17 protein-coding genes and 3 pseudogenes are annotated in these 21628 nt (G+C 38.7%); 10 read left to right on the top strand and 10 right to left on the bottom strand.

The window, feature by feature from the left end; genetic code table 11:
* Positions 1-65 precede the first annotated feature (65 nt).
* The 4 genes from gap to ACFIM6_RS03980 all read left to right on the top strand — a co-directional run bounded on the left by gap (position 66) and on the right by ACFIM6_RS03980 (position 5020).
* Positions 66-1073 (top strand): type I glyceraldehyde-3-phosphate dehydrogenase, encoded by a 1008-nt coding sequence (gene gap / locus ACFIM6_RS03965; RefSeq protein WP_375611739.1) that lies wholly within the window; start codon positions 66-68, stop codon positions 1071-1073.
* Positions 1074-1587: 514 nt separating this feature from the next.
* Positions 1588-2781, top strand: coding sequence for a phosphoglycerate kinase (locus ACFIM6_RS03970; protein ID WP_375611778.1), 1194 nt, complete (start codon positions 1588-1590; stop codon positions 2779-2781).
* Positions 2782-2891: 110 nt separating this feature from the next.
* On the top strand, positions 2892-3923 hold the full coding sequence (locus tag ACFIM6_RS03975) for a class I fructose-bisphosphate aldolase (protein WP_375611740.1): 1032 nt from the start codon (positions 2892-2894) through the stop codon (positions 3921-3923).
* 659 nt (positions 3924-4582) lie between these two features.
* Positions 4583-5020, top strand: coding sequence for a hypothetical protein (locus tag ACFIM6_RS03980; RefSeq protein WP_375611741.1), 438 nt, complete (start codon positions 4583-4585; stop codon positions 5018-5020).
* 2000 nt (positions 5021-7020) lie between these two features.
* Here ACFIM6_RS03980 and ACFIM6_RS03985 read toward each other — a convergent pair.
* Entirely contained in the window at positions 7021-8811 is a 1791-nt protein-coding gene (locus ACFIM6_RS03985) for an ABC transporter transmembrane domain-containing protein (RefSeq protein ID WP_375611742.1), read from the bottom strand.
* Positions 8812-8998: 187 nt separating this feature from the next.
* On the opposite strand from ACFIM6_RS03985, the gene rpmE reads away from it, so the two are divergent.
* The 4 genes and pseudogenes from rpmE (at position 8999) to ACFIM6_RS04005 (ending at position 12285) form a co-directional block, all read left to right on the top strand.
* Complete coding sequence (rpmE, locus tag ACFIM6_RS03990; protein WP_005774581.1) at positions 8999-9220, top strand: 50S ribosomal protein L31; 222 nt, start codon at positions 8999-9001, stop codon at positions 9218-9220.
* A gap of 286 nt (positions 9221-9506) precedes the next feature.
* Positions 9507-9629, top strand: coding sequence for a hypothetical protein (locus ACFIM6_RS03995; RefSeq protein ID WP_375611743.1), 123 nt, complete (start codon positions 9507-9509; stop codon positions 9627-9629).
* 273 nt (positions 9630-9902) lie between these two features.
* Positions 9903-10149: pseudogene (locus ACFIM6_RS04000) on the top strand (ABC transporter); the annotation flags it as partial.
* 855 nt (positions 10150-11004) lie between these two features.
* On the top strand, positions 11005-12285 hold the full coding sequence (locus tag ACFIM6_RS04005; protein WP_375611744.1) for a hypothetical protein: 1281 nt from the start codon (positions 11005-11007) through the stop codon (positions 12283-12285).
* 495 nt (positions 12286-12780) lie between these two features.
* Here the strand turns inward: ACFIM6_RS04005 and ACFIM6_RS04010 are convergent.
* The 8 genes and pseudogenes from ACFIM6_RS04010 to ACFIM6_RS04045 all read right to left on the bottom strand — a co-directional run.
* Positions 12781-13459, bottom strand: a pseudogene (locus ACFIM6_RS04010) (inositol monophosphatase family protein); the annotation flags it as partial.
* An 8-nt stretch (positions 13460-13467) separates the two neighbouring features.
* Positions 13468-14259, bottom strand: coding sequence for an inositol monophosphatase family protein (locus ACFIM6_RS04015; protein ID WP_375611745.1), 792 nt, complete (start codon positions 14257-14259; stop codon positions 13468-13470).
* Between the two features lie 11 nt (positions 14260-14270).
* A complete protein-coding gene (efp, locus tag ACFIM6_RS04020) occupies positions 14271-14846 on the bottom strand; it encodes an elongation factor P (protein ID WP_375611746.1) in 576 nt (191 codons plus the stop codon).
* 430 nt (positions 14847-15276) lie between these two features.
* Positions 15277-15675: a helix-turn-helix domain-containing protein gene (locus ACFIM6_RS04025; protein ID WP_375611779.1), complete on the bottom strand. Its 399-nt coding sequence runs from the start codon at positions 15673-15675 to the stop codon at positions 15277-15279.
* A 339-nt stretch (positions 15676-16014) separates the two neighbouring features.
* On the bottom strand, positions 16015-16413 hold the full coding sequence (locus ACFIM6_RS04030; protein WP_375611747.1) for a hypothetical protein: 399 nt from the start codon (positions 16411-16413) through the stop codon (positions 16015-16017).
* A 632-nt stretch (positions 16414-17045) separates the two neighbouring features.
* A pseudogene (locus ACFIM6_RS04035) lies at positions 17046-17414 on the bottom strand (helix-turn-helix domain-containing protein).
* 165 nt (positions 17415-17579) lie between these two features.
* Complete coding sequence (locus tag ACFIM6_RS04040; RefSeq protein ID WP_375611748.1) at positions 17580-18623, bottom strand: tetratricopeptide repeat protein; 1044 nt, start codon at positions 18621-18623, stop codon at positions 17580-17582.
* A gap of 364 nt (positions 18624-18987) precedes the next feature.
* On the bottom strand, positions 18988-19353 hold the full coding sequence (locus ACFIM6_RS04045) for a helix-turn-helix domain-containing protein (protein WP_375611749.1): 366 nt from the start codon (positions 19351-19353) through the stop codon (positions 18988-18990).
* Positions 19354-19849: 496 nt separating this feature from the next.
* Between ACFIM6_RS04045 and ACFIM6_RS04050 the strand changes: the two genes are divergently transcribed.
* Both ACFIM6_RS04050 and ACFIM6_RS04055 read left to right on the top strand, forming a co-directional pair.
* Positions 19850-20038 (top strand): antitoxin, encoded by a 189-nt coding sequence (locus tag ACFIM6_RS04050; protein WP_375611750.1) that lies wholly within the window; start codon positions 19850-19852, stop codon positions 20036-20038.
* Positions 20016-20324: a type II toxin-antitoxin system RelE/ParE family toxin gene (locus tag ACFIM6_RS04055; RefSeq protein WP_375611751.1), complete on the top strand. Its 309-nt coding sequence runs from the start codon at positions 20016-20018 to the stop codon at positions 20322-20324. The genes ACFIM6_RS04050 and ACFIM6_RS04055 overlap by 23 nt, the downstream gene beginning before the upstream one ends.
* A gap of 276 nt (positions 20325-20600) precedes the next feature.
* Here the strand turns inward: ACFIM6_RS04055 and ACFIM6_RS04060 are convergent, their stop codons facing one another.
* The gene (locus ACFIM6_RS04060; RefSeq protein WP_375611752.1) at positions 20601-21341 is read right to left on the bottom strand and encodes a TIR domain-containing protein; all 741 of its coding nucleotides are present in this window, start codon (positions 21339-21341) and stop codon (positions 20601-20603) included.
* Between the last annotated feature and the right edge of the window lie 287 nt (positions 21342-21628).

A 21628-nucleotide genomic window follows, 5' to 3' on the forward strand; every position in this document is an offset into this window, starting at 1 on the left:
GTGAAATACCCATTTATTGTGTTTTAAATGTTGTGCTTTTAAAAATTGATGAGGAAACATGTGAAATGACAGTTCGTGTTGCAATTAATGGGTTTGGTCGTATTGGTCGCAATATTTTACGTGCACTTGTGGAAAGTGGACGACAAGATGTTGAAGTGGTTGCAATTAATGATTTGGGATCGGTGGAAACAAATGCCCATTTATTACGCTATGATTCAGTTCATGGGCGTTTTCCTGGGATCGTTAAGGTGGTAGGGGATGCTATTGATGTGGGAGGTGGTTTAATAAAGGTATGCGCAGAGCGTGATCCTGCTCAATTGCCTTGGAAAGATTTGGATATCGATATTGCTTTGGAATGTACGGGTATTTTTACTGCGCGTGATAAAGCAAGTGCTCATTTAGATGCGGGGGCAAAGCGTGTTCTTATTTCTGCGCCTTCTGAAGGAGCAGATCTTACGGTCGTCTATGGGGTTAATCATCAATCTTTAAGCAGCGAGCATCGCGTTGTTTCAAATGCTTCTTGTACAACCAATTGTTTGGCGCCTGTTGCACAAGTTTTACACAACACGGTGGGCATTGAAAAGGGCTTTATGACAACAATCCATTCTTATACGGGTGATCAACCTGTGTTGGATACAATGCATCGGGACCTTTATCGTGCACGTGCGGCAGCTCTTTCTATGATTCCTACCTCAACAGGAGCGGCAAAAGCTGTGGGATTGGTCTTGCCAGAATTAAAGGGATTGCTTGATGGTGTATCGATTCGTGTTCCGACCCCTAATGTTTCTGTGGTTGATTTGACATTTATCGCTAAGCGTTCCACAACAATCGAAGAAATTAATACAGCTATTGCTACTGCTGCACAAGGTTCTTTGAAGGGTGTTTTGGACACTACAGAAGAGAAACTCGTGAGTTGTGATTTTAATCATAATCCTCATTCAGCTATTTTCCACAATGATCAAACCAAAGTGATTGATGGTAAGCTCTGTCGCGTTCTGGTTTGGTATGATAATGAATGGGGCTTTTCTAACCGTATGAGTGATACGGCTGTGGCTTTTGCTAAGACAATATAAGAGGACCTCAGGGTCCTCTTTTTATAGGGAAAAGTCTCATTTTTGTGCAATTTTGAGAAAAACAGATAGAGGCTGTTGTTCTCATGCGGCTAGAGAGAAGAGGCTATTGAAACATTGATGATGTATTTTGTTTTAATACTGTGTCAATACGTGCTTTTAAAAGATGAATGAAAGAGTAAACTTTAAAAAGTAAGATCTGAACGAGATACCCTTTGAGAAAACGTTAGAAAACAGGAGATGTAAACTCTTTTTCCTAGAAGTAAAAGGAAGCTTTAATAGAGATCAAGTTGAGCCAATGCATTTGTTTGCCACAATGGAATATGAAGATTAAGAGCAATGGTGGGCTTTTGTACATTTGACGATAAAAGCTTTGGCTTTTCAAACAGAGGGTGAGAGATGGGCTGTCGTGGATCTCTTGTAAAAGCAAAGAGGGGGGGATAAGTGGAAAGAAAAGTGGGCAGGGTTGTTGGATGCGTTTTTATTTGAAACAATGGAAAGTGAAGAGGAAGCAGTGATGGGGTTTCGTACACTTGATGATGTTGATGTTTTGGGTAAACGTGTTCTGGTGCGCGTAGATTTTAATGTTCCTATGGCGCAAGGTAAGGTATGCGATGAGACGCGTCTTGTACGACATAAAGAGACACTCGTTGAGCTGCAAAAGCGTGGTGCTAAACTTATTCTGCTTTCTCATTGTGGTCGCCCCAAAGGAAAGGTAGAGCAAGAGTTTTCACTCCGTCCTGTTGTGCAAGTGCTGGAAAAGATCATTAATCAGCCGGTTGCTTTTGCTCCTGACTGTATCGGTTCGGCGGTGCAGGTTGCAGTTGAGTCATTACAAAATGGTGGTGTTTTACTGCTTGAAAATGTTCGTTTTTATGCTGGTGAAGAAAAGAATGATTGTTCTTTTGCAGAAGCTTTGGCTCATAATGGAGATCTCTATGTTAATGATGCTTTTTCAGTTTCTCATCGTGCCCATGCTTCGGTGGAGGGAATAACGCATTTGTTGCCTTCTTATGCAGGACGCTCTTTGCAAGGTGAATTGCAGGCATTAGAAAAAGGACTTGGCAATCCAGCACGTCCTGTGGTTGCCCTTGTGGGAGGAGCAAAGGTTTCTAGTAAGCTTTTTGTGCTCAATCATTTGGTGGAAAAAGTTGACTCCTTAATTATTGGTGGGGGGATGGCTAACAGTTTTTTAGCTGCGCAAGGTATCCATGTAGGAAAGTCTCTGTGTGAACATGCATTGATGGAAACGATAAAAAAAATTATTAAAAAAGCGCAAGAGTGTCACTGTACGCTTCTGCTCCCTCAGGATGCTGTCGTTGGATTTCGTTTTGAAAAAGATGCACCGCATCGTCTTTATGACATTGAAGATATTCCACAAGATGGCATGATATTGGATATTGGGACGCGCTCTATTGCGCATATCAATACTGCAATTGATGAAGCTGCTACCCTCGTGTGGAATGGACCCCTTGGTGTTTTTGAGATGCCTCCCTTTGATAAAGGAACGATTGCCGTGGCACGCCATGCAGCAGAACGTAGTCAAAAAGGAAAATTGGTTTCAATTGCCGGAGGGGGCGATACGGTTTTTGCCCTTAATCATGCCGGTGTTGCCAATGATTTTACTTATCTCTCAACTGCTGGAGGAGCTTTTTTGGAATGGATGGAAGGAAAGACTCTTCCTGGTATTCTTGCCCTCATGCAGGCTTAAAGGGCTTCTTTGGAGGGGAAGGTTAAAGAAAAATTATACAGTCGTGTAGAGTGTTTTTGATAGTGTTGCGCATTTTTAGAAATTAAGACAAAATAAAGAGGAATTTTTTTATGAATGAACGGCTTGAAGATATTGCACTTGCTTTGGTGCATGCGGGTAAAGGTATTTTGGCGGCAGATGAAAGTACGGCGACCATTGGAAAGCGTTTTGAAAGCATTGGTGTTGAATCCAATGAAGATAAGCGCCGTGCTTATCGTGAAATGCTTTTTAGTACAAAAGAAGCGATGGAAAACGCCATCTCTGGGGTTATTTTATTTGATGAAACCATTCGGCAAAAAGCATCAACTGGGAAAATGTTGACGGATCTTATTCGGGATTCAGGCGCTTTGCCAGGCATTAAAGTTGATACCGGTGCAAAACCCTTGGCGGCTTTTCCCCAAGAGACAATTACCGAAGGGTTGGATGGTCTTCGTGAGCGGCTAAAAGATTATTATGCTTTGGGAGCACGTTTTGCTAAATGGCGTGCGGTAATTGCTATTGATGAACACACTTTGCCAACAAGAGGCGCCATAAGACAAAATGCACAAGCTCTTGCACGCTATGCTGCCTTATGTCAGGAGTTCAATATTGTGCCCATTGTTGAGCCGGAAGTGTTGATGGATGGATCATCGTGTGGGCATTCAATCACACGCTGCTTTGAGGTGACACGCACTGTTTTGCAAGCTGTCTTTAAAGAATTGTTTGAAGCTCGTGTTCTTTTGGAGGGGATGATTTTAAAGCCCAATATGGTGATTGATGGAAAGGATGCTCGCAAGGCTTCTGTTGAAGAAGTTGCTGAAAAGACCGTCCAAGTGCTTAAACAGACTGTTCCTGCCGCTGTTCCCGGAATTGCTTTTCTTTCTGGAGGGCAGTCTGATCAGGAAGCAACGGCGCATTTATCTGCTATGAATTCTTTGGGCGTATTGCCTTGGAAATTGACCTTTTCCTATGGACGCGCATTGCAAGCAGCTGCCTTAAAAGCATGGGCAGGAAAAGATGAAAATATTGCTGTTGCACAGAAGGCATTTCGTCATCGCGCTCGGATGAACCATCTTGCGGCTTTGGGACAATGGACAAAAGAACAAGAAAAAGCGTGCGATTGAAGCACAAGCTCTGTTCTTAAATGCGGAGAGATTTTTCATATTTCTGCGTGATTTTAGGTGCCCTCATCATGATAAGAATGGCGGGGGCATTTTAGGCTTGAAAGCTTTCTCAGAGAGTTTTTTCCTTGGACCTTTTAAAAGTCTTTAATGGGTGCTATCGAGAGATAAGATTGCGGGAGAGGTGCAATTTCGAGAAGGGGAGATAATGCTAGGAAATTTGTGAGTGCACAGCACTTTAGTATGGTGTCGTTCATGGGTGGGCACTTGCTTTTTGAGTGAAAATCATAAAGCTCATACTGTATTGAAGAGTTTGATATTATGATATTTTTTCTTTTTCATGTTATCATTACTTGTCATCAGCAGAATTTATTTGATTGCAGTTTCAAAGGTGGATTAAGCGGGTAGATTAGAGAGTTGCGATTTCTGAGCGGATTGGAATACAGCTTATGAAGCTTTTCTGCGTCAGGATAGCTTCCTCTTCAATGGGGGTAGTTTTTCTATTGGCGAACGAATTGAATAACTCTTGCGAAAGAAAATAGATTTGCACCTCAATAAAACACCTATTTTTTCGTTAAAATGGATAAATTTTTCTTGTATTTTTTGATGATATAATTACAAATGTCTAACTTCATAGCATCTTGGCTTAAAACGGGGGAGTTGTGGACGGTATATCTTCTAAAAATAACAGTATATCTTCTAAGAATACAAGCATCAAAAGAAAAAATCGATACGCAGAACAGAGCTTTTCTGCAATTATGATGCGAAAATTGTGCAATATGGTGCGTGGGGTATTCGAAGGGATCTTTGCAGTATTTACTTTCACAATTTTTCTTATCCTGTTCAACATACGTGGACCGGTTCATGCCATACTAAGCTTCTTTTCGGGTGCGAGTGGATTAGCGTGCTTTTTCTTTTTTGTCGGATACTACTTACAACGCCGCGAAGCAACAGCAGATGAAGCCGGTATATCGCTCACATTAATCTTAGCAATTGGTGAAGGCGTTTTTTCTATTTGCTGCATGTATGCTATGTGGGGTTACGACGCTCTCTTGTTCCGTTTAGCACCTCCTGGGTATGTTCTTATTCTCCCTGAATAAATAGAGTGCAATTCGTTTGCATACAAATAAAAATGAGAGGCTGTCTGCCTCTCAAATTCTTAATAATCGCTCTCCAAAATCATAACATCAAACCCGCTTTTAATGAAGGGACTAACAAGCCTTGGGTCCTTAAGCCTCAAGGCAACCCTTTACAAGGGCGGTGCGCCTAACGGCATCCTTAACCTTAAGACAGCAAAACGGCTTATGAACAAACTCTCTTATTAAGCCACATCATCTTTTATTCTTCTCATGCGGTTCTGAAATCATGATATAAGGGGAAAGCTTCTCATCGTGCCTAAATGGTAACTTATCGTGTGTTAAATGGAAAAATGAGAAAAAGCATCTTTATGCAATATAATCCAATTATGATTTTTTGATTTGAAGATAAAGGGTTTAAAGTTCTACAAGACTGATACGATAAAGGGGGGAAGTTGCCTATCTTAGAAACTAAGGCGTATTTTAGGTGCTCTTGATATAGCTATCTCACCAAATGGTTTTGAAGACTTATCCTTTTAGCTCTATTCACTAAAAGGTCATTTTGAGGGGGCTTGGCTAATGAATGTAAAGGAAAATTAGCACGTAATATTTCGCTTTGCTGGTATAGATGCTGAATGAGTTAATTATCGAGAGGATCACTGAAGAGGGAGCGCTAAAAAATGATGAAAATCCTCCGTACTTCGGTGAATTCGTGGTTGAAGATATAATCGTAAAACTTGGCTTATCTGTTCCTGAAACAGCTGAATGGTTTGAAATGGTTAGGGTGTCCGTTCTGCATACGCTTAGCTCGCTATACAAAAAATTATGATTTCGTGCAAGCTTTAAAACATAAAGACCCTAAAGATATATCCTCTTTGTATATGTTCTTATCATCGTTAATGTGCCTTCTTAAAGCATGATAGGGGGTGCTATAAAGTTGAGGGCTGTAAAATATATGGGGCTTGGAGGGGGTAAGAAGACGGTGTTCAATCGAAGTACTCTATCCTTATTTTTATGGGCTATGCCTGAAAGAGAGGGCTGGAGAGACAATTTATGAGCAAAGAGAACGGTGTTTTGAGGTTGCGGTGTCTGCAAGAGCAGAACAGTGATCGTGGTGATATTTACAAACAATAAATTTGATAAAATTTTACAATTTTGCCAAAAGCCGGTTTATTATAAAAGCTGTTGCTCATGTGCTCTCACAAAGTTATAAGAAGCCCAAAAGTGCTAAAAAAGTCTTTGCTCTTTTTCAATAATATGAATCTGCAAACAATATTCAAAAAGTGTTCGTGTGTTTGAAAGAGAATAAAAGGATATTCTTGCAATAGAGAGAAGCGTATTTGTGAATTACAATTTGTCATGATTTTCGGTAAGCACTATTGTTTAGAGCGGTGAGAGAGGGCATGAAAAAATTTTCATATTCAGTTTTTTTAAAGAGTGTGGTCAGTCTTTAGGGTAGTGCTTGTGTCCCTAGAGCCTATCAAGTGAGCCGCATAAGGGTTTCAGCAAGCGAGCACCATTATACTCTTTGCCAGCGTATACTCTTTTGTCAGCGCCCCAATGTTTTGACAGCCCTTAGAACGTAAAGGGGCAAGAGAGGTATTTTATTCCTTTCTTGTACCGTTTCACTCCACACGCCAACTCTGCTTGTGATGAGCAAGCCAAGAGATTTTGTTTGACTCACTATGAGGGTTTGACATGAGAAAATCCTATGGTATTCATGATCTTTCATGAAAAACAATGAATTGTCCTTATAAACCAACGTGACAGTGCTGTTATGAAGAGAACTCCTTGCACATCTTAATAGCCCATAGAGATTTAACTGGGTATTATTTTATATTCTGTACACAGAAGTGTCTTTATAAAAATACTCCATCTTGCGCAGAAAAAAGAACAGCCCGTTAAAAAAGAAAAACATCTCAATGCTTGCTTTTCTTTTTTCCATGAGAGATTTAAATTGATAAGCCTGTCTGAAAAAAGTGCTGTTTATGCCCTTAAAGATATTGCTCTTGTATCAAGATTACTTATTCGGGTGAAAATTGCAATTTTGCGAGGTAAGCATAAACGCCATTTTTTGCCACAAGTTCGGCATGGGTTCCTTCTTCCACAAGGGCGCCTTTATCCATCACAAGAATGCGATCTGCTTTTAAAATTGTTGCCAAACGATGTGCAATGACCAAGGTTGTGCGGTTTTGCATCAACCCTTCTAAGGCGTCTTGCACCAACTTTTCACTGTTTGCATCTAAAGCAGATGTTGCTTCATCAAGCAGCAACAGGGGTGCATTTCTTAAAATTGCCCGCGCAATACCAATGCGTTGTTTTTGTCCCCCAGAAAGCATGGTACCGCGTTCTCCTACTTGCGTATCCAAGCCATCTGGTAAAGCTTGAATAAATTCAAGTGCATTAGCCGCTTTAGCGGCAGCAAGGATTTCCTCTTCATGGGTATTTTCAGTTCCAAAAATAATATTATCACGCAATGTTCCATCAAAAATGGCAACATCTTGTGGAACATAGGAAATTGCACTGCGTAAATCTTGTAAAGAAAGGCGATTAATTTCCATGCCATCCAACCGAATTGTTCCATTTGTCGGATCATAAAAACGAAGGATCAAAGAAAAAATGCTGCTTTTTCCTGCTCCAGAAGCCCCAACAAAAGCAACCGTTTCGCCTGCTTTTACAGAAAATGAAAGCGAGCGTAAAACCTTCTCTTGTGGTCTAGAAGGATAGGTAAAATCAACTTGATCAAAAACAAGTTCACCTCGAACAGGTTGCGCCAATGATAAAGGATTTTTAGGTGCTACAATAGTAGGTTGTTCTTGTAACAATTCGGCAAGCCGCTCAGCAGCACCTGCTGCTTGGATTAATTCTGCTCCCAATTCCGATAATTGCGCAAAAGTAGAAGCTCCAAAAACCGCATAAAGGACAAATTGCCCTAATGTCCCTCCTGTCATCGTTCCATTCAAAACATCGCGCGATCCGATCCATAAAACAGCAACCACACTGCTAAAAACCAAAAAAATTGCAAACCCCGTAAAAAAGGAGCGCAAGATTACAGAAGCACGTGCTGTTTGAAAAGCACGTTCTATCAATTGTGAAAAACGTATTGTAACGCGTTTTTCAGCGGTAAAAGCTTGCACAGTGCGAATAGCACTTACCTGCTCTGTAGCAACAGCATTGGCATCTGCGAGACGATCTTGCGCCGCGCGGGTACGAGAGCGAACTTTACGTCCAAAGACTACCAAGGGAATGGCCACAACAGGAATAGCTGCTAAAACCAACAAAGACAATTTAGCATTGGTGATCACCATCATTACGACGGCTCCGATCACGATAATCAGCTGACGCAATGCGGTAGAGGCGGTAGAGCCCACAGCTAATTTTATTTGTGTGGTATCTGTTAGAAGCCTTGAAACAATCTCTCCTGAATGTGATCGATCAAAAAAAGCAGGAGAAAGTTTCATAATATGGACAAACACATCACGCCGTAAATCGGCAACAATCCGTTCTCCTAAGGTGATAACACAGTAATAACGGGCTGCTGAAGCAAATGCGAGAAACAAGGCTAAGATAAACAAAATTCCAAAGTAAAAATTGATATGTCCATGGCTTGAAGTAGAAAACCCATGATCAAACATTTGGCGGATAGCCACAGGCAAAGCTAATGTGACTAGAGCAGCAACAGATAACGCTAGAAAAGCAAAGATAAACAACCAACGATAGCGCAAAAGATAAGGAACAAAAATTGCAAGCGAAGAGAATGAAGATTTTTTAGGGGAAGACTTTGTCGATTTTTCTGAACGAGAACGTAATGTCATAAAATTTTGCTCACTGTATTGGATTTGTAACACTTGATACAATGATGTATCTTGAACACTTGTTTTTTGATGCGTGCTCAGTTATAGGAATAAATACTTTAAATCAATGTATCAAAAAGACAAAGGAAGTGCACTTAAAAAAACAAGCAAGTGCTATTTCATTCTATAAACGCAAAAGGTTTGACGCATGAAAGCGAATATTCACCCCAACTATCATAAAATTACCGTTGTTATGACGGATGGAACCCAATATACGACGCGCTCTACTTGGGGAAAAGAAGGCGATACTCTTAATCTAGATATTGATCCAAGAACGCATCCGGCATGGACAGGTGGCTCCCAAACACTCGTAGATCGTGGTGGTCGTCTTTCTAAATTCAAAAATCGTTTTGGTAATATTGGCATGTAAAAGCCTCCTTTTTATGGGGAACAAGGGTTTTAAACAAATCGATTGCAAACGATGAGTTTTTTATCCTATCAAAGAGTGCACTTTAAATATTAATTCAAAAACGCATCCGACATAAACAGATGGGTCTTAAACACTTATAAATCATTGTGGTTGCGTTTTTAAATTCAAAAATCATTTTGAATATATGCATAAATCCTTTCTTCCCTAGAGTATAAAGACTTGAAATAAAATAATTGTAAACTTTTCTTCTTTTTTTGGAACTGAACATACCCATGGAGAGGAAATTTTGGCCACTTCTAAAGCTGCCAATGCATTTGAATTTATTCAAGCTTTACCAGATGGCTTGGATACGCAAGTAGAAGAACGTGGTACTATGCTTTCTGGGGGGCAAAAACAACGCATTTTTTAAGAAATGCAGCCCTCTTGTTGCAAGCTGGCACCGTCATTATATTTGCCAACTCGTGGATGTTGCTACAGCCCTTGGCACTTGAGATAATTTATTATAGGCATTTTAAGTTCTTTCTTAATAGTTTTTTATTCACGCGGGCTCTCTCCGCTTGGTACGTGCAAAAGACATGGTTTTGGTTGGTTCACCATGGAACAGGTTTGAAATGAGAGAATCTTACGGTATTCGGGATTCTCATTCAACCTATAAAATAATGAATTATTATTATAAATCAAAATGTTGCTGCTTGATGAAGCAACATTTTCTTTAGATGCAAACAGTGAAAAGTTAGTGCAAGATACCTTAGAAGGATTGATGCAAAATCCTAAATCCTAGTCATTGCACATCGTTTGGCAACAATTTTAAAAGCAGATCGCATTCTTGTGATGGATAAAGGCGCCCTTGTGGAAGAAGGAACACACAACTCATTATAAAAAATAATGTTTATGCGCATTTGGCTCAACTGCAATTTTCATCTGAGTAAGTGATCTTGATACAAAAGCAGTATTTTTAAGGGCATAAACAGCACTCTTTTCAGACAGGCTTATCAATTTGAAACTCTCATGGAAAAAAGAAAGGCAAGCATTGAGGTGTTTTTCTTTTTTAACGGGCTGTTCTTTTTTTGCCTGAGATGAAGTATTTTTATAAAGACACTTCTGTGTACAGAATATAAAATAATACCCAGTTAAATCGCTATGGACTATTAAGATGAGCAAGGAGTTCTCTTCATAACAGCACTGTCACGTTGATTTATAAGGATAATTCATTGTTTTTCATGAAAGATCATGAAAAACATAGGATTTTCTCATGCCAAATGTAGTTATATTAAATCAATCAAAACCATGTCTCTTGTATGTGGCAAGCAGAGAGAGCTCGCGTGAATAAAACACTTTAGAAAGAATAAGTCCTCTTTATGAATCGTCTCAAGTTTTAGGGGCTGTAGTAATATTGAGGGGATTAGGAAAGTGTATGATGATGTCGCTTTACTAAAAAAGAGCCGATAAATGAGTAAAAAGACGCTTTTTATCAATTTTATAAAACAAGGTGAGCACGCAGCCATGTTTTGCTGTGTTAGGCTTTTGAGTACTTTGAACCAATATTGTGGGAGTGCATTTTAAGAATTATAAAGCTCTTCTTAAAAGTGCATAAATCATTAGAGCAGTACAATTAAATACAAATTGTTTTATTTTACCAATAAAAACATCTATATTTTGTGTATTGTTTTTATTAAAATAGAATATGTAGTGATTTTCAAATCAGATATACACATAATGATGCAATATCGAGAAGTCGATAAAAGAGCTGCGTTAAATGTTGGTGAGGATAGAAGAAAGCAAGAATGAGTGATCACGATACTTTCATAGTTATAGTAGGAATAGTTATAATAGGGAGCATAATCTATAGTCTTTGGTTAGCAAATTATCAGAAAAAGCAATTAAGTGAACAACTTGAGCAATATGAGAAATTACTGCAGCTAAAAGATCGAGAGTGCGCGATATACCACGATATTATTGCACAATGGGAACAAAGGCTTGTTAAAAAAACTCAAAAAATATCGCCAAAATGGATTAAACAATGGGATGAAGAAGCAAAGCATTGGGAAAGAGATTTACTGGAGATAAAAAATCCTGAACATTGGCTATCTTCTGAATCGAGCGGACAATGGCCTTTGATGGTAAAAGATATTTGTATGCAAGGATATGGAGAAGCGTGGTTTTTGTATGAAAAGGCGCTGACAAAAGAACTGACTGATGAACATATCAAAAAAATAAATGAATTAATGATGCGTCCAATTTTTAAAGAAACTTATCCTAAAGTTGTGCGATTCATGAGACAGAATGGTGTCACATTACGAAAGTTTGTGGACCCTTTGACGAAAAAAAAGCGCTATAAGCCTACAATGCTGTTGTTTCATTGGTGGTTATATATGATTGATGATATGATTACGGCTGAATATGAACAGCAACTACAAGACAAGGCTTCAGGATACTATGAAGAGTTAAAGTCTTTGGAAATTTATTATGAAGATATACCTAAATATACAGAATATGAAACGCTAGAAGAGATACTGTCTTGTTGGTATCTTAGTCTGCCTAGAGATGCTGAATTACTATGCATTTGTAAAAGAGAGCTTCTAGCATTATTGTATGATATTTCCAGTGCTTATAAAGCGGCAAGAAAAACTTTTATTTACTATAAGCAGCTTATTGATACGGTAAAAGAAGGATATATGGCCTTTGATAAGGATTGTCGTTACTCCACGGTTAGAAATGACATTGATGTTTGTAGAGAGAAAGATAAAGAAAAGAAAAAGGGGTTGCGTATTGCTAAAGAGACTCCAACATATGAAAAAGCCTATAAATTAGGAGTCATAGAATGGATGAAGTGGTCAAGTAAGAAATGTGATAATCAATGGATCTTTTGGAAAATGCTTGTCAAAATAGGAAATTCAAAAGAAAAATTAAAAATCATTTTTGGTGATGAAAAGGTAAATGCACTGGAAGAGGCTATCAAAAAAGATCAAGAACAGTTCGTGAGCGAATTTCAAGAAGCAATTCTCGAGAACAAAAATGTGCATTTTTATAAATCCCATGCCTATTTGATACATACTTTAGAATAATGCTGAAAAGAAGGAGAAGCTGATAACAATTGTATGAATTAATATATTAATGGAAATTGGCATAATTGCGTATTTTTGTGAAAAGAGAATAGAGGTATATGCCGCAGCTCTTACCAAAAAGGAGAGAGTGGGCTCTTCTAGAGTCAAGTTTTTGCGCGCAGTGTAAGAGTGATCTCTCAAGAGAAGTAGGAGAGGTTTTTGCCTCAGGTGCGATAATTGTTTCTTGTGGCGTTTGGTTATGATGGGATTTGTGTTTATTGCCTTTTGCAGCTTGTTTGCAGGGGAATTTGAATAACAGAAACGTCAATAAGGTAAGCTATTGGGGATTGCTTTTGTGGGGGCTTATAGCAAGTACATTTTTTGTTCGTGGTGATGTTTTTTGTCACTATCTAATCAGTTATTTCCTATCGTTATTTGAAAGAAAATTAAAAACTCTTTCTTCATGTGTTTGTTTAAGGTTCTAAGGGTTTTGTAAAAAACTGTAAGAATTAAATGCTTTTTTGAAGTTTTTTTTATAGTTTGATGCGAATGTGTTCATTGCCGGCAATGATATTTTTTTTGCGGAATATATCGCTACCGCCTTCTTTATCGGTGACAAAACCACCGGCTTCGCGAAGCATCAGTATGCTGGTAGTTTTATCAAAAATGTGCAGGTTATCTCCCCAAAAACCATCGGTTTTTTCTGCGGCGACATAAGATAAACTCAAGAGCAGCGCCAAAACGGCGCAATCCAGTAACTTCCATCATTATATTGCGTAATTCAATAAGATAGGTTCCATGATTTGGGCGACCAAAATGAGGCATTCCCGTGGCAATGACACAATCTTCCAGTCTGCGTCGAGCAGAAACGCGACAGCGTCGGTTATTGAAAAAAGCACCATACCCGCGTTCTGCGGTGAAGAGTTCATCATTCACGGGATTGTAAATGACACCAGCAACGATTTTCCCTTGGCTTTCTAAGGCAATGGAAACAGCAAAAAAGGGAATGCCATGGAGAAAATTTGTGGTGCCATCTCAAAGGGTCAACAATAAAACGGTGTTGTGAATCTTCGCCAATGATTTCTTCTGACTCTTCCATCAGAAAACCAAATTTGAGGCGCGCTTTGCTTAATTCATTGAAAATAATTTTTTCCGCTTTGCGATCTGCTTGGCTGACGTAATCTGCTAGATCTTTTCTGAGGTTTAAATGCCTTTTTTGAGGGTTTTTTCTAATTTTAGGCGAATGTGTTCATTGCCGGCAATGATATTTTTTTTGCGAAATATATTGTTGCCGCCTTCTTTATCGGTGACAAAACCACCGGCTTCACGAACCATCAGTATTCCAGCAGCCATATCCCAAATTTGCAAGTTATCTTCCCAAAAGCCATCGGTTCGGCCAGAAGCAACATAAGCTAAATCAAGAGAAGCTGCACCAAAACGGCGAAGTCCGGCAACCTCTGCCATCACATTACGTAATTCAATAAGGTAGGTTCCATGATTTGGGCGACCAAAATGAGGCATGCCTGTGGCAATGACACAATCTTCTAGTCTGCGTCGAGCAGAAACGCGACAGCGCCGGTCGTTAAAAAAAGCACCACACCCACGTTCTGCTGTGAAGAGTTCATCATTCACGGGATTGTAAATGACACCAGCAACGATTTTTCCTTGGCTTTCTAAAGCAATGGAAACAGCAAAAAAAGGAATGCCATGGAGAAAATTTGTGGTGCCATCTAAAGGGTCAACAATAAAACGGTGTTGTGAATCTTCTCCAATGATTTCTTCTGACTCTTCCATCAGAAAACCAAATTTGGGGCGCGCCTTGCTTAGTTCATTGAAAATAATTTTTTCCGCTTTGCGATCTGCTTGGCTGACATAATCTGCTGGTCCTTTCAAAGACACTTGCAAATTTTGCACTTCACCGTAATCACGTACCAACGAGCGTCCTGCTTTCATTGCAGCTTGCACCATGACATTCATGACTGCAGAATGGGCCATTTTTTATTCCTTTATTTATCTTTTTCATTTGCGCGACGCAAATAAATCAACTCATTGGTGTCTACAATGATACGTTCACCAGCATTCATAAAGGGGGGAACAAGAATACGAATCCCGTTTTCAAGAATGGCGGGTTTATAAGAGGAGGTAACTGTTTGTCCTTTAAGTGCAGGATCGGCTTCAGCAATCGTGACAGCAACCTGATCAGGAAGTGAGATGCCGATAGGCTTTTCTTGATAAAGTTCAACTGTAACAGTCATCCCATCTTGGAGAAACGCAGCACGTTCACCAACAAAATCCTTTTGAAGTTCAAGTTGTTCATAAGATTCTGAATCCATAAAGACCAAAGCATCCCCTTGTTGATAAAGAAATGTGAAATCCTTTTGTTCAAGGCGCACGCGTTCAACTGTCTCAGCAGCACGAAAGCGTTCATTAAGTTTTGTACCATCAATCAAATTTTTCATTTCAACTTGGTTAAATGCACCACCTTTTCCTGGTTTTACAGCGTTACATTTAACAGCAACCCATAAGCTTCCTTGATGTTCGATCACATTACCAGGGCGAATTTCATTGCCATTAATTTTCATCGTTTCTATCCAATTCTATTCTTGCAAAAAGAACTCTCTTGTTGTTTTTATGGCGCTTTTCTTTGCTGCCTTTAACAGTCAAGCTCTTTTGTTATTTTCGGGCTAAAATCCCTTTGATTAACCTTGCGGCTCTCTCATGGTCCTGTGTGCTCTTTATGGGCTTTCTCCTGCTTTTTGCAAAGAGAAAAGCTTAAGTAAAAAAGGACCTTTATGTATTTTTGCTTTTCAGTTCTTTGCAAGACCATAAAAAGCGCTCAGACGCAAGCTTTTTAAAAATTTGCACAAAAATTTTTTAGAATTTTTGGGGAAATTTATCCCGTTGTGTCGTAAAATATCATCATTGATGGCAATGATATAATTGATGGTAATGATATAAGTTCCCTAAAACCATGAGGTGTTTTTAATTAAGAATATGTGAATACGGAGTTTATTATGAGTGTCTCATGGGATAGAGCGTGGTGTGTGTTATCGCGGGGTGTTCGTTTGTATTCTTATCAGAGATCAGCTGTAAAAAGGCTTTCTGTTTTATCGAGGTCAGGACTCTAAATTTTTTTAAAAGCAGGTATTTTTCTGTACTTGATGCGATTTCATCATGAGAGTACGGGGGCTGTTGTTTTGTTAAGATATCAGCATAGAAAAAGACAAGTGGAGCATTTAGGATATCGGCTATTTCTTTTAAACGCTCTGCGCTGACACGATTTAAGCCGTTTTCATATTTCTGGATTTGTTGGAAAGTAACACCTAAATGTTGACCTAATGTTTTTTGAGACATCTTCAACATTTTTCGTCTCAAACGAATTTTTTTGCCAATGAATTTGCCGCTGAAAATGTCGTTATAAGGATTTTTACCAAAACCCTAGAAAATGCTACACGGGATATAGAAAACTCTTCAGCTGCTTCAATCACAGATAGTCCAAGTTTTGCATTTACATCTTCGTGTAACAATTCACTAGGGTGTGGGGCATTTTCATTATTTTTAGTATTCTTCTTTTCTTAAATCTCAAAGCTATAATTTACACTATTTTGTATTGTCACAATCTATAATAAAATTTATCCACTCTGGCTAAAAATGAGGTTTTTTATTGAGGTGCAAATCTCTTTGCCTTTCGCAAGAGCTTTTAAGTCTTTACGTGTAAAATATAGAGTATGTTTACATTAAATAGCGGGTTCATCTGGGCTGAGTATTTATATAAGAACGCGGCTCTCCGTTCACGTTATACTGAAAAAGAGACACTATAGTGCTACTATTTAATCTTATTCTATAACTCAAATTCACACCCATGTTTTGTTGCTTTTGAGGTTGATCTGTATAGATCACATTATATCCATTCCGTCGCAACAGATTGATAAATAAAGGAGTAAAGCTGTCTGCTGTATTATTTTTCTTTATAAGAAGTGTGGTTGTAGCTGGTGGTAAAAACCCTTTGTTACCGCTAATAAATTTGTTAGCAACTAATTGTGCCTGACGCTTTGTAAGACTTTGATCAACATAATTTGATGAATAATTGCCTACAGATGCGCAACCAGCCACCAACACAACCGGTGACAGCAATAAATATTTTAACATCTTTAATTCCCCTTACTTATTGTTGCTCTTTATTTGCGAAGCTCCTCTTCCAGAAATAAGAGCAACTTTACTTATAGCACATTAACAACATATCGGTATCTAATCAATCGGTTAATTAATCAATGAATAATGGTTTCAGCTGTAAAGGCTGCTTGAAGTGCTTCTGGTGGCGTATATTTTAATAAACAGCTGCTTTTAGTGATTATGATAAAAAAGCAATTTTTTGCGTTTGCATGTTAAGATCATGTCCTCTATCACCATTATAAAATGATGCGTTAGGTTCTGTTCCAGATCGACCAAAAAAATTTTCAAGCATTGCTTTTTGAGGGCTGTCTTTTTTTAAATACGTATGAATGCTTATTCTGTTTGCTGTAAAATACTGTCGTTTGAGGTGTGGTGCTATAAGACATAAAACTTTGCACATGTGATGTTTTTATGAGAGTGTGTGGTGAATATTTGAGGGAGAGCTTGTCCGGATAATTTTGTGAAATGAACCACATAAAATGGGAAGCTAAAAGAGTTCTGTTCTGAGAAGACGGATTGTTTCCCAACCGGATAGGGAAGGGGCTTCTGTCCTTTGAGGGGTGGGAGGCAAGTCAAGAACAGAGAGTGTAGCGCCCTATATTATGATGTTAAAAGCTTTCATTTTGATCAGAGAGTAATTGTAAAATGGCTCTTTGTTTTATCGAGGTTAGAACTCTAAATCTTTTGAGCAGTAGGTATTCTTCTGTACTTGATGCGATTTCATCATGAGGGTATGGGGGCTGTTGTTTTGCTGAGGTGTCCGCATAGAAAAAGACAAGTGGAACATTTAAGATATCGGCAATTTCTTTTAAACGCCCTGCGCTGACACGATTTAAGCCGTTTTCATATTTCTGGATTTGTTGGAAAGTAACACCTAAATGTTAACCTAATGTTTTTTGAGACATTTTTAGCATTTTTCGTCTCAAACGAATTTTTTTGCCAATGAAAATGTCGTTATCAAGATTTTTGGCTCGCATTTTAAAGCCCCCGCCGGTTGCGAGCGCCCTCGCGTTGGTATTCCGGGAGTCTAAAAACACTGACCTCGAATCAGCATTTTGCTTTTAGTGCTTAAAGCACCTGGACATAGCAAAATCTCCCGGAATTTCTATAAATTTTATCTTTTTGATGCAGAGAGGAGTATTTTAAAAAACAGGAAGGAGCTTTATTGCTTCTTTGTGCGCTTTTTCTAGTTGTGCCTTATCCATGCCTTGGAGCATTATTTCAAGATCAGGAGCTTGCATTTTTGCCTCCTTTGCGAGCATATACCATGCCGCTGCCATTATTATATCGCCTTTTGTTCCTGTGCCATCTCGATAAAGCCTTGCAAGGGAAATCTGTGCTGGTGCTACCATGTTGATAGCATTTCTTTGAAGTAAATGAAAAGCACGCTGAAAATCTGTTTCTCCTCCACGCCCCTGTACAAGCCATTGTGCTAAATGAAGTTGAGCTTTTAAGTGGTTGTTTTGAGCCGCTACCTCCATGAGCTTGCGGGCATTGCGATCATCCTTTGGTCGCTTTAATGTGCCTAAGGAAAGAATTTTTGCAGCAGAAAAAGCCGCTTCAGCATCCCCAAGAGCAGCACCTTTTAAGTACCATTTTAAGGCTTGCTCTATTGCTTCATTTTCACGACTTTGGGAAGAAACACCAGGGAGAGCTTGTTTTTCCTGTGAGGCCTTATAAAGAAGCAGTTGTCCATAATAAAAATAGGCTTCCTTGACGCCTGCTTTGACAGCTTTTTGAATGAATTGCGCACCAAGTTCTTGATTTTGTTTTATAAAGTTACCATCAAACAACATAAGTCCATAGCGTAGTTGTGCTTGGGGTTCCCCCTGTTTTGCAGCGCGTTCAAACCATAAAGCAGCACGCGCACCGTCAATAGGAACAGCACATCCTTCCATATAAATTCGGGCAAGAAGAGTTTGTGCAAAAGGATCATTTTTTTCAGCACGTCGGAGTGCTTCACGAAAAGCTTTTAAATAATAACCTTGGATGTAATAGTCATAGGCTTGGTCATAGTCTCCAGCTTTTAAGGGCTGAAAGGGTTCTTGAGTGTTTGAAGCTTCTTGAATCGTATTGAAAGAGCTTTCAGAATTTGAGATTTCTTCAGTGTTTCCCGCTGAACTTACAGCAGAACTTGCAAGCCCAATCACGCCTAAGATGAGCAGCTTCACGCTTCTCTTGATCATGGTGTTTTCTCCTCATTACCGATCAGAATTTTCACATTTTTTTTTCATCATTACAAGCCGTATAAGAATTTCATTTCTATATTACTTTTTATCTCTCAGTTTTTCGTCTTGGTTCAAGGTAGGGTTGGGTAAGTTAAAAAAGTAGCATAAATGTCGACGAGAGACAGACTGTTTAAAACAGTTCTGTTAAAAATAATACAGTCCTGTTAAAAATAATAATGATGAGGGGTTATCGTATGTAAAGATGCTTATCTTCTATTATATCAATGGCTTATCCCCATAAAATGAAAAAATGCTTACAATGGAGGTTGCTTTTTAAAATACGTATGAATGCTTATGAATAGCGCACGCTATCCGTGTGATGTTAGCTTGCATTCTCATCAGAGATCAGCTGTAAAAAGGCTTTCTTTTTTACCGTTGTTAGAACTCTAAATCTTTTGAGCAGCAGGTATTCCTCTGTGCTTGATGCGATTTCATCATGATGATACGGGGGCTGGTGTTTTGTAATGATATCCGCGTAAAAAAAGGCAATGGGAACATTCAAAATATCAGAAATTTCCATTAAACGCCCTGCGCTGACACGATTTAAGCCGTTTTCATATTTTTGAATTTGTTGGAAGCTTACGCCTAAAGCGTGCCCTAAAGTTGTTTGAGACATTTTTAGCATTTTTCGTCTCAAACGAATTTTTTTGCCAATAAAAAGATCAATATTAAGATTTTGAGATTGCATGTTTCCCCGCCGGTTGCGAGCGCCCTCGCATGAGTATTCCGGGAGTCTGAAAACACTGAATCCGAGTCAGCATTTTGCTTTTAGTGCTGAGAAGCACCTGGACATAGCAAAATCTCCCGGAATTCCGGGATACCCACAGGAGTGGGTTTATTTTTACGCTCGGATCTAGGGTTTTCAGTTCCCTTTTGGTCGTTGCGTATGCGACCAAAACATCTTTTAATTCATAAAGTAATTTCAGGAAATTTACAATAAAAATAGTTTTTTACTTACAAAATTTGTTTTTTATGAGAGGCTATCCGCTTCTTAAATCTCTCTGGAATGATTGTCAAAATCATGACATTAGCCCCCGTGTTTTTTGAGAGGGTTAAAAAGCCTTAAGTTTTAAGATCAAAAGAACTTTGGACGCTTAAAAGTTAAACATTTTCAATTCGCTAATATTGACAACATAGACAAGAGTAATTATCTCCAATATTCAGGAATAGAAAGGACATATATTATGAAGACCACCCTTTCTCCGCTAATTTCAGAGTTCGAAACCGTTGAACAGGAAAGCAGCTACACTGCATGGCTGCGCGATAAGGTAGCGAGCAGTCTTGCAAATCCATATCCTCCTATTCCGCATGATGAGGTTATGGCTGAAATGGAAGTTATAATCAGTCAGCTTGAAGCTGAACAGGACAAGTGATGCTTCCGGTTGTTTGGTTGTCTTCGGCGCGCGACAATTTGCGTCAGATGTTACCTATATTGCTCGCGAGAAACCATCTGCTGCGCGCCGAATGAAAAGGTTTTTGGAAGCATCTGTATTGCCATTGGCTGAACATCCATATTTATACAGACAGAGTGAGAAGGTATTAGGATTACGAGAAATTGTAGCGCATCCAAATTACCTTATATTGTATCGAGTAGCTGCACATAAAATCGAAATTGTAGCTGTAGTACATGCCCGACGTGAATTTCCTATTTTTCTTTAATCTAATGAGAGGTTATCTGCTTCTTAAATCTCTCTGGAATGATTGTCAAAATCATGACAACAGCCTCCGTGTTTATCAAAGGGATTAAAATGATTTCTTCCACGGTAGTGAATTGCTGTCCCTTCATTTAAATTTGCACAATTGCTTGCTGTTTGAAAAAGGGTGAGGGGAATCGTTTCTTTGAGCCTATAGAATGGGTGTGTCTGTGGCATGTGGTGGGGTGCTACGTGTTTTTGGGCGTGCACTTAAAAAAATAAACATAAGCATTATTCAAATTTAACGTGATGCTGTAGTAACTTTCTTCGCATCTAAATTGAAGCCGGCTTCACATAGTCGATGAGAAAGATCTTTAAGTGTTTCTTTTACGTGTTCTTTAAAAGGAAGGTATATAATTCCATTAATATCTGAAGGGAGTTCAAGGTCTTGTTTTTTTAGAATAGCGACATTTTTGCGAGAAAGTGCAGCGATTAACATGCCCATTTCGAAAATAACGTTTTGTCGTGCACGGGGTTGAATTTTTTCTGCACCTTGAGATATAGCATAACCCATGTCATCATGCGTGAGGAGTACAATACCAAAACTTATAGAACTGTCACAAATTTCTTTTTTCAAAGTTTGAATGATGGGTAAACCATTACCACTCGTGTTTTGTAAGATATATGGTTCGAGACCAAGCTTGAGAAGAACATTTTCAAGCTCCGTTAAGGCATAACAATCATGACCATGAACGATAAAAATTTTTTTATTTGAAGGATTGGAGGCAGTTTTTGAGGAAGGAATCGTTGATGTTTCTTCTATATGCTTTGCTAAATCTTCTATTAACTTTTGTTTTATGTTTTCTTTGCCTTGAACGTTGATTGTTCCTGTGCTTTCATACCAATTAATAACGCCTCCTTCGGAGGTTTTGATCTGATATCCTTTAGAAGAATTAAGTGATAGAAACTTAGTTTCTATGATTTTATATCCAGCTGTTTTAACTATATCTTTAAGGTCTTCGAAGGTGCCGCTATATTTCACTGTTTATATTCTTTCAATATCGCTGGTTATTAATATAAAATGTTGATTTATTTTTATAACTATTTGAATTTAAATAGCTTTATGATTTCATTTTCTTATACAATGCACAAAAAGAGACGGTCACCTTCCATTCAATTGATTGAAACGTGGGAAAACTTGACTAAATGATGGGAAATTTTACTGCGTGATGAAGCGATCTGATTGAATTGTGAATGAACGAAACGAATTTTTCTCCTATTTATATATTCCATTATGTTCTCTATATAAGAAACACGAAAGTTAACGCT

The organism is Bartonella sp. AA9NXGY, assembly GCF_042196845.1.
In the GTDB taxonomy this organism is placed as follows: Bacteria; Pseudomonadota; Alphaproteobacteria; order Rhizobiales; family Rhizobiaceae; genus Bartonella.

What these genes read in the sequence shown, in the direction of transcription:
- ACFIM6_RS04050 (WP_375611750.1), top strand. Translation starts at nt 19,850, where the DNA reads ATGAAGACCACCCTTTCTCCGCTAATTTCAGAGTTCGAAACCGTTGAA.
- ACFIM6_RS04045 (WP_375611749.1), bottom strand. Translation starts at nt 19,353, where the DNA reads ATGCAATCTCAAAATCTTAATATTGATCTTTTTATTGGCAAAAAAATT.
- ACFIM6_RS04005 (WP_375611744.1), top strand. Translation starts at nt 11,005, where the DNA reads ATGAGTGATCACGATACTTTCATAGTTATAGTAGGAATAGTTATAATA.
- gap (WP_375611739.1), top strand. Translation starts at nt 66, where the DNA reads ATGACAGTTCGTGTTGCAATTAATGGGTTTGGTCGTATTGGTCGCAAT.
- ACFIM6_RS04030 (WP_375611747.1), bottom strand. Translation starts at nt 16,413, where the DNA reads ATGTTAAAATATTTATTGCTGTCACCGGTTGTGTTGGTGGCTGGTTGC.
- ACFIM6_RS04040 (WP_375611748.1), bottom strand. Translation starts at nt 18,623, where the DNA reads ATGATCAAGAGAAGCGTGAAGCTGCTCATCTTAGGCGTGATTGGGCTT.
- ACFIM6_RS03975 (WP_375611740.1), top strand. Translation starts at nt 2,892, where the DNA reads ATGAATGAACGGCTTGAAGATATTGCACTTGCTTTGGTGCATGCGGGT.
- ACFIM6_RS03970 (WP_375611778.1), top strand. Translation starts at nt 1,588, where the DNA reads ATGGGGTTTCGTACACTTGATGATGTTGATGTTTTGGGTAAACGTGTT.
- ACFIM6_RS04015 (WP_375611745.1), bottom strand. Translation starts at nt 14,259, where the DNA reads ATGGCCCATTCTGCAGTCATGAATGTCATGGTGCAAGCTGCAATGAAA.
- rpmE (WP_005774581.1), top strand. Translation starts at nt 8,999, where the DNA reads ATGAAAGCGAATATTCACCCCAACTATCATAAAATTACCGTTGTTATG.
- ACFIM6_RS03985 (WP_375611742.1), bottom strand. Translation starts at nt 8,811, where the DNA reads ATGACATTACGTTCTCGTTCAGAAAAATCGACAAAGTCTTCCCCTAAA.
- efp (WP_375611746.1), bottom strand. Translation starts at nt 14,846, where the DNA reads ATGAAAATTAATGGCAATGAAATTCGCCCTGGTAATGTGATCGAACAT.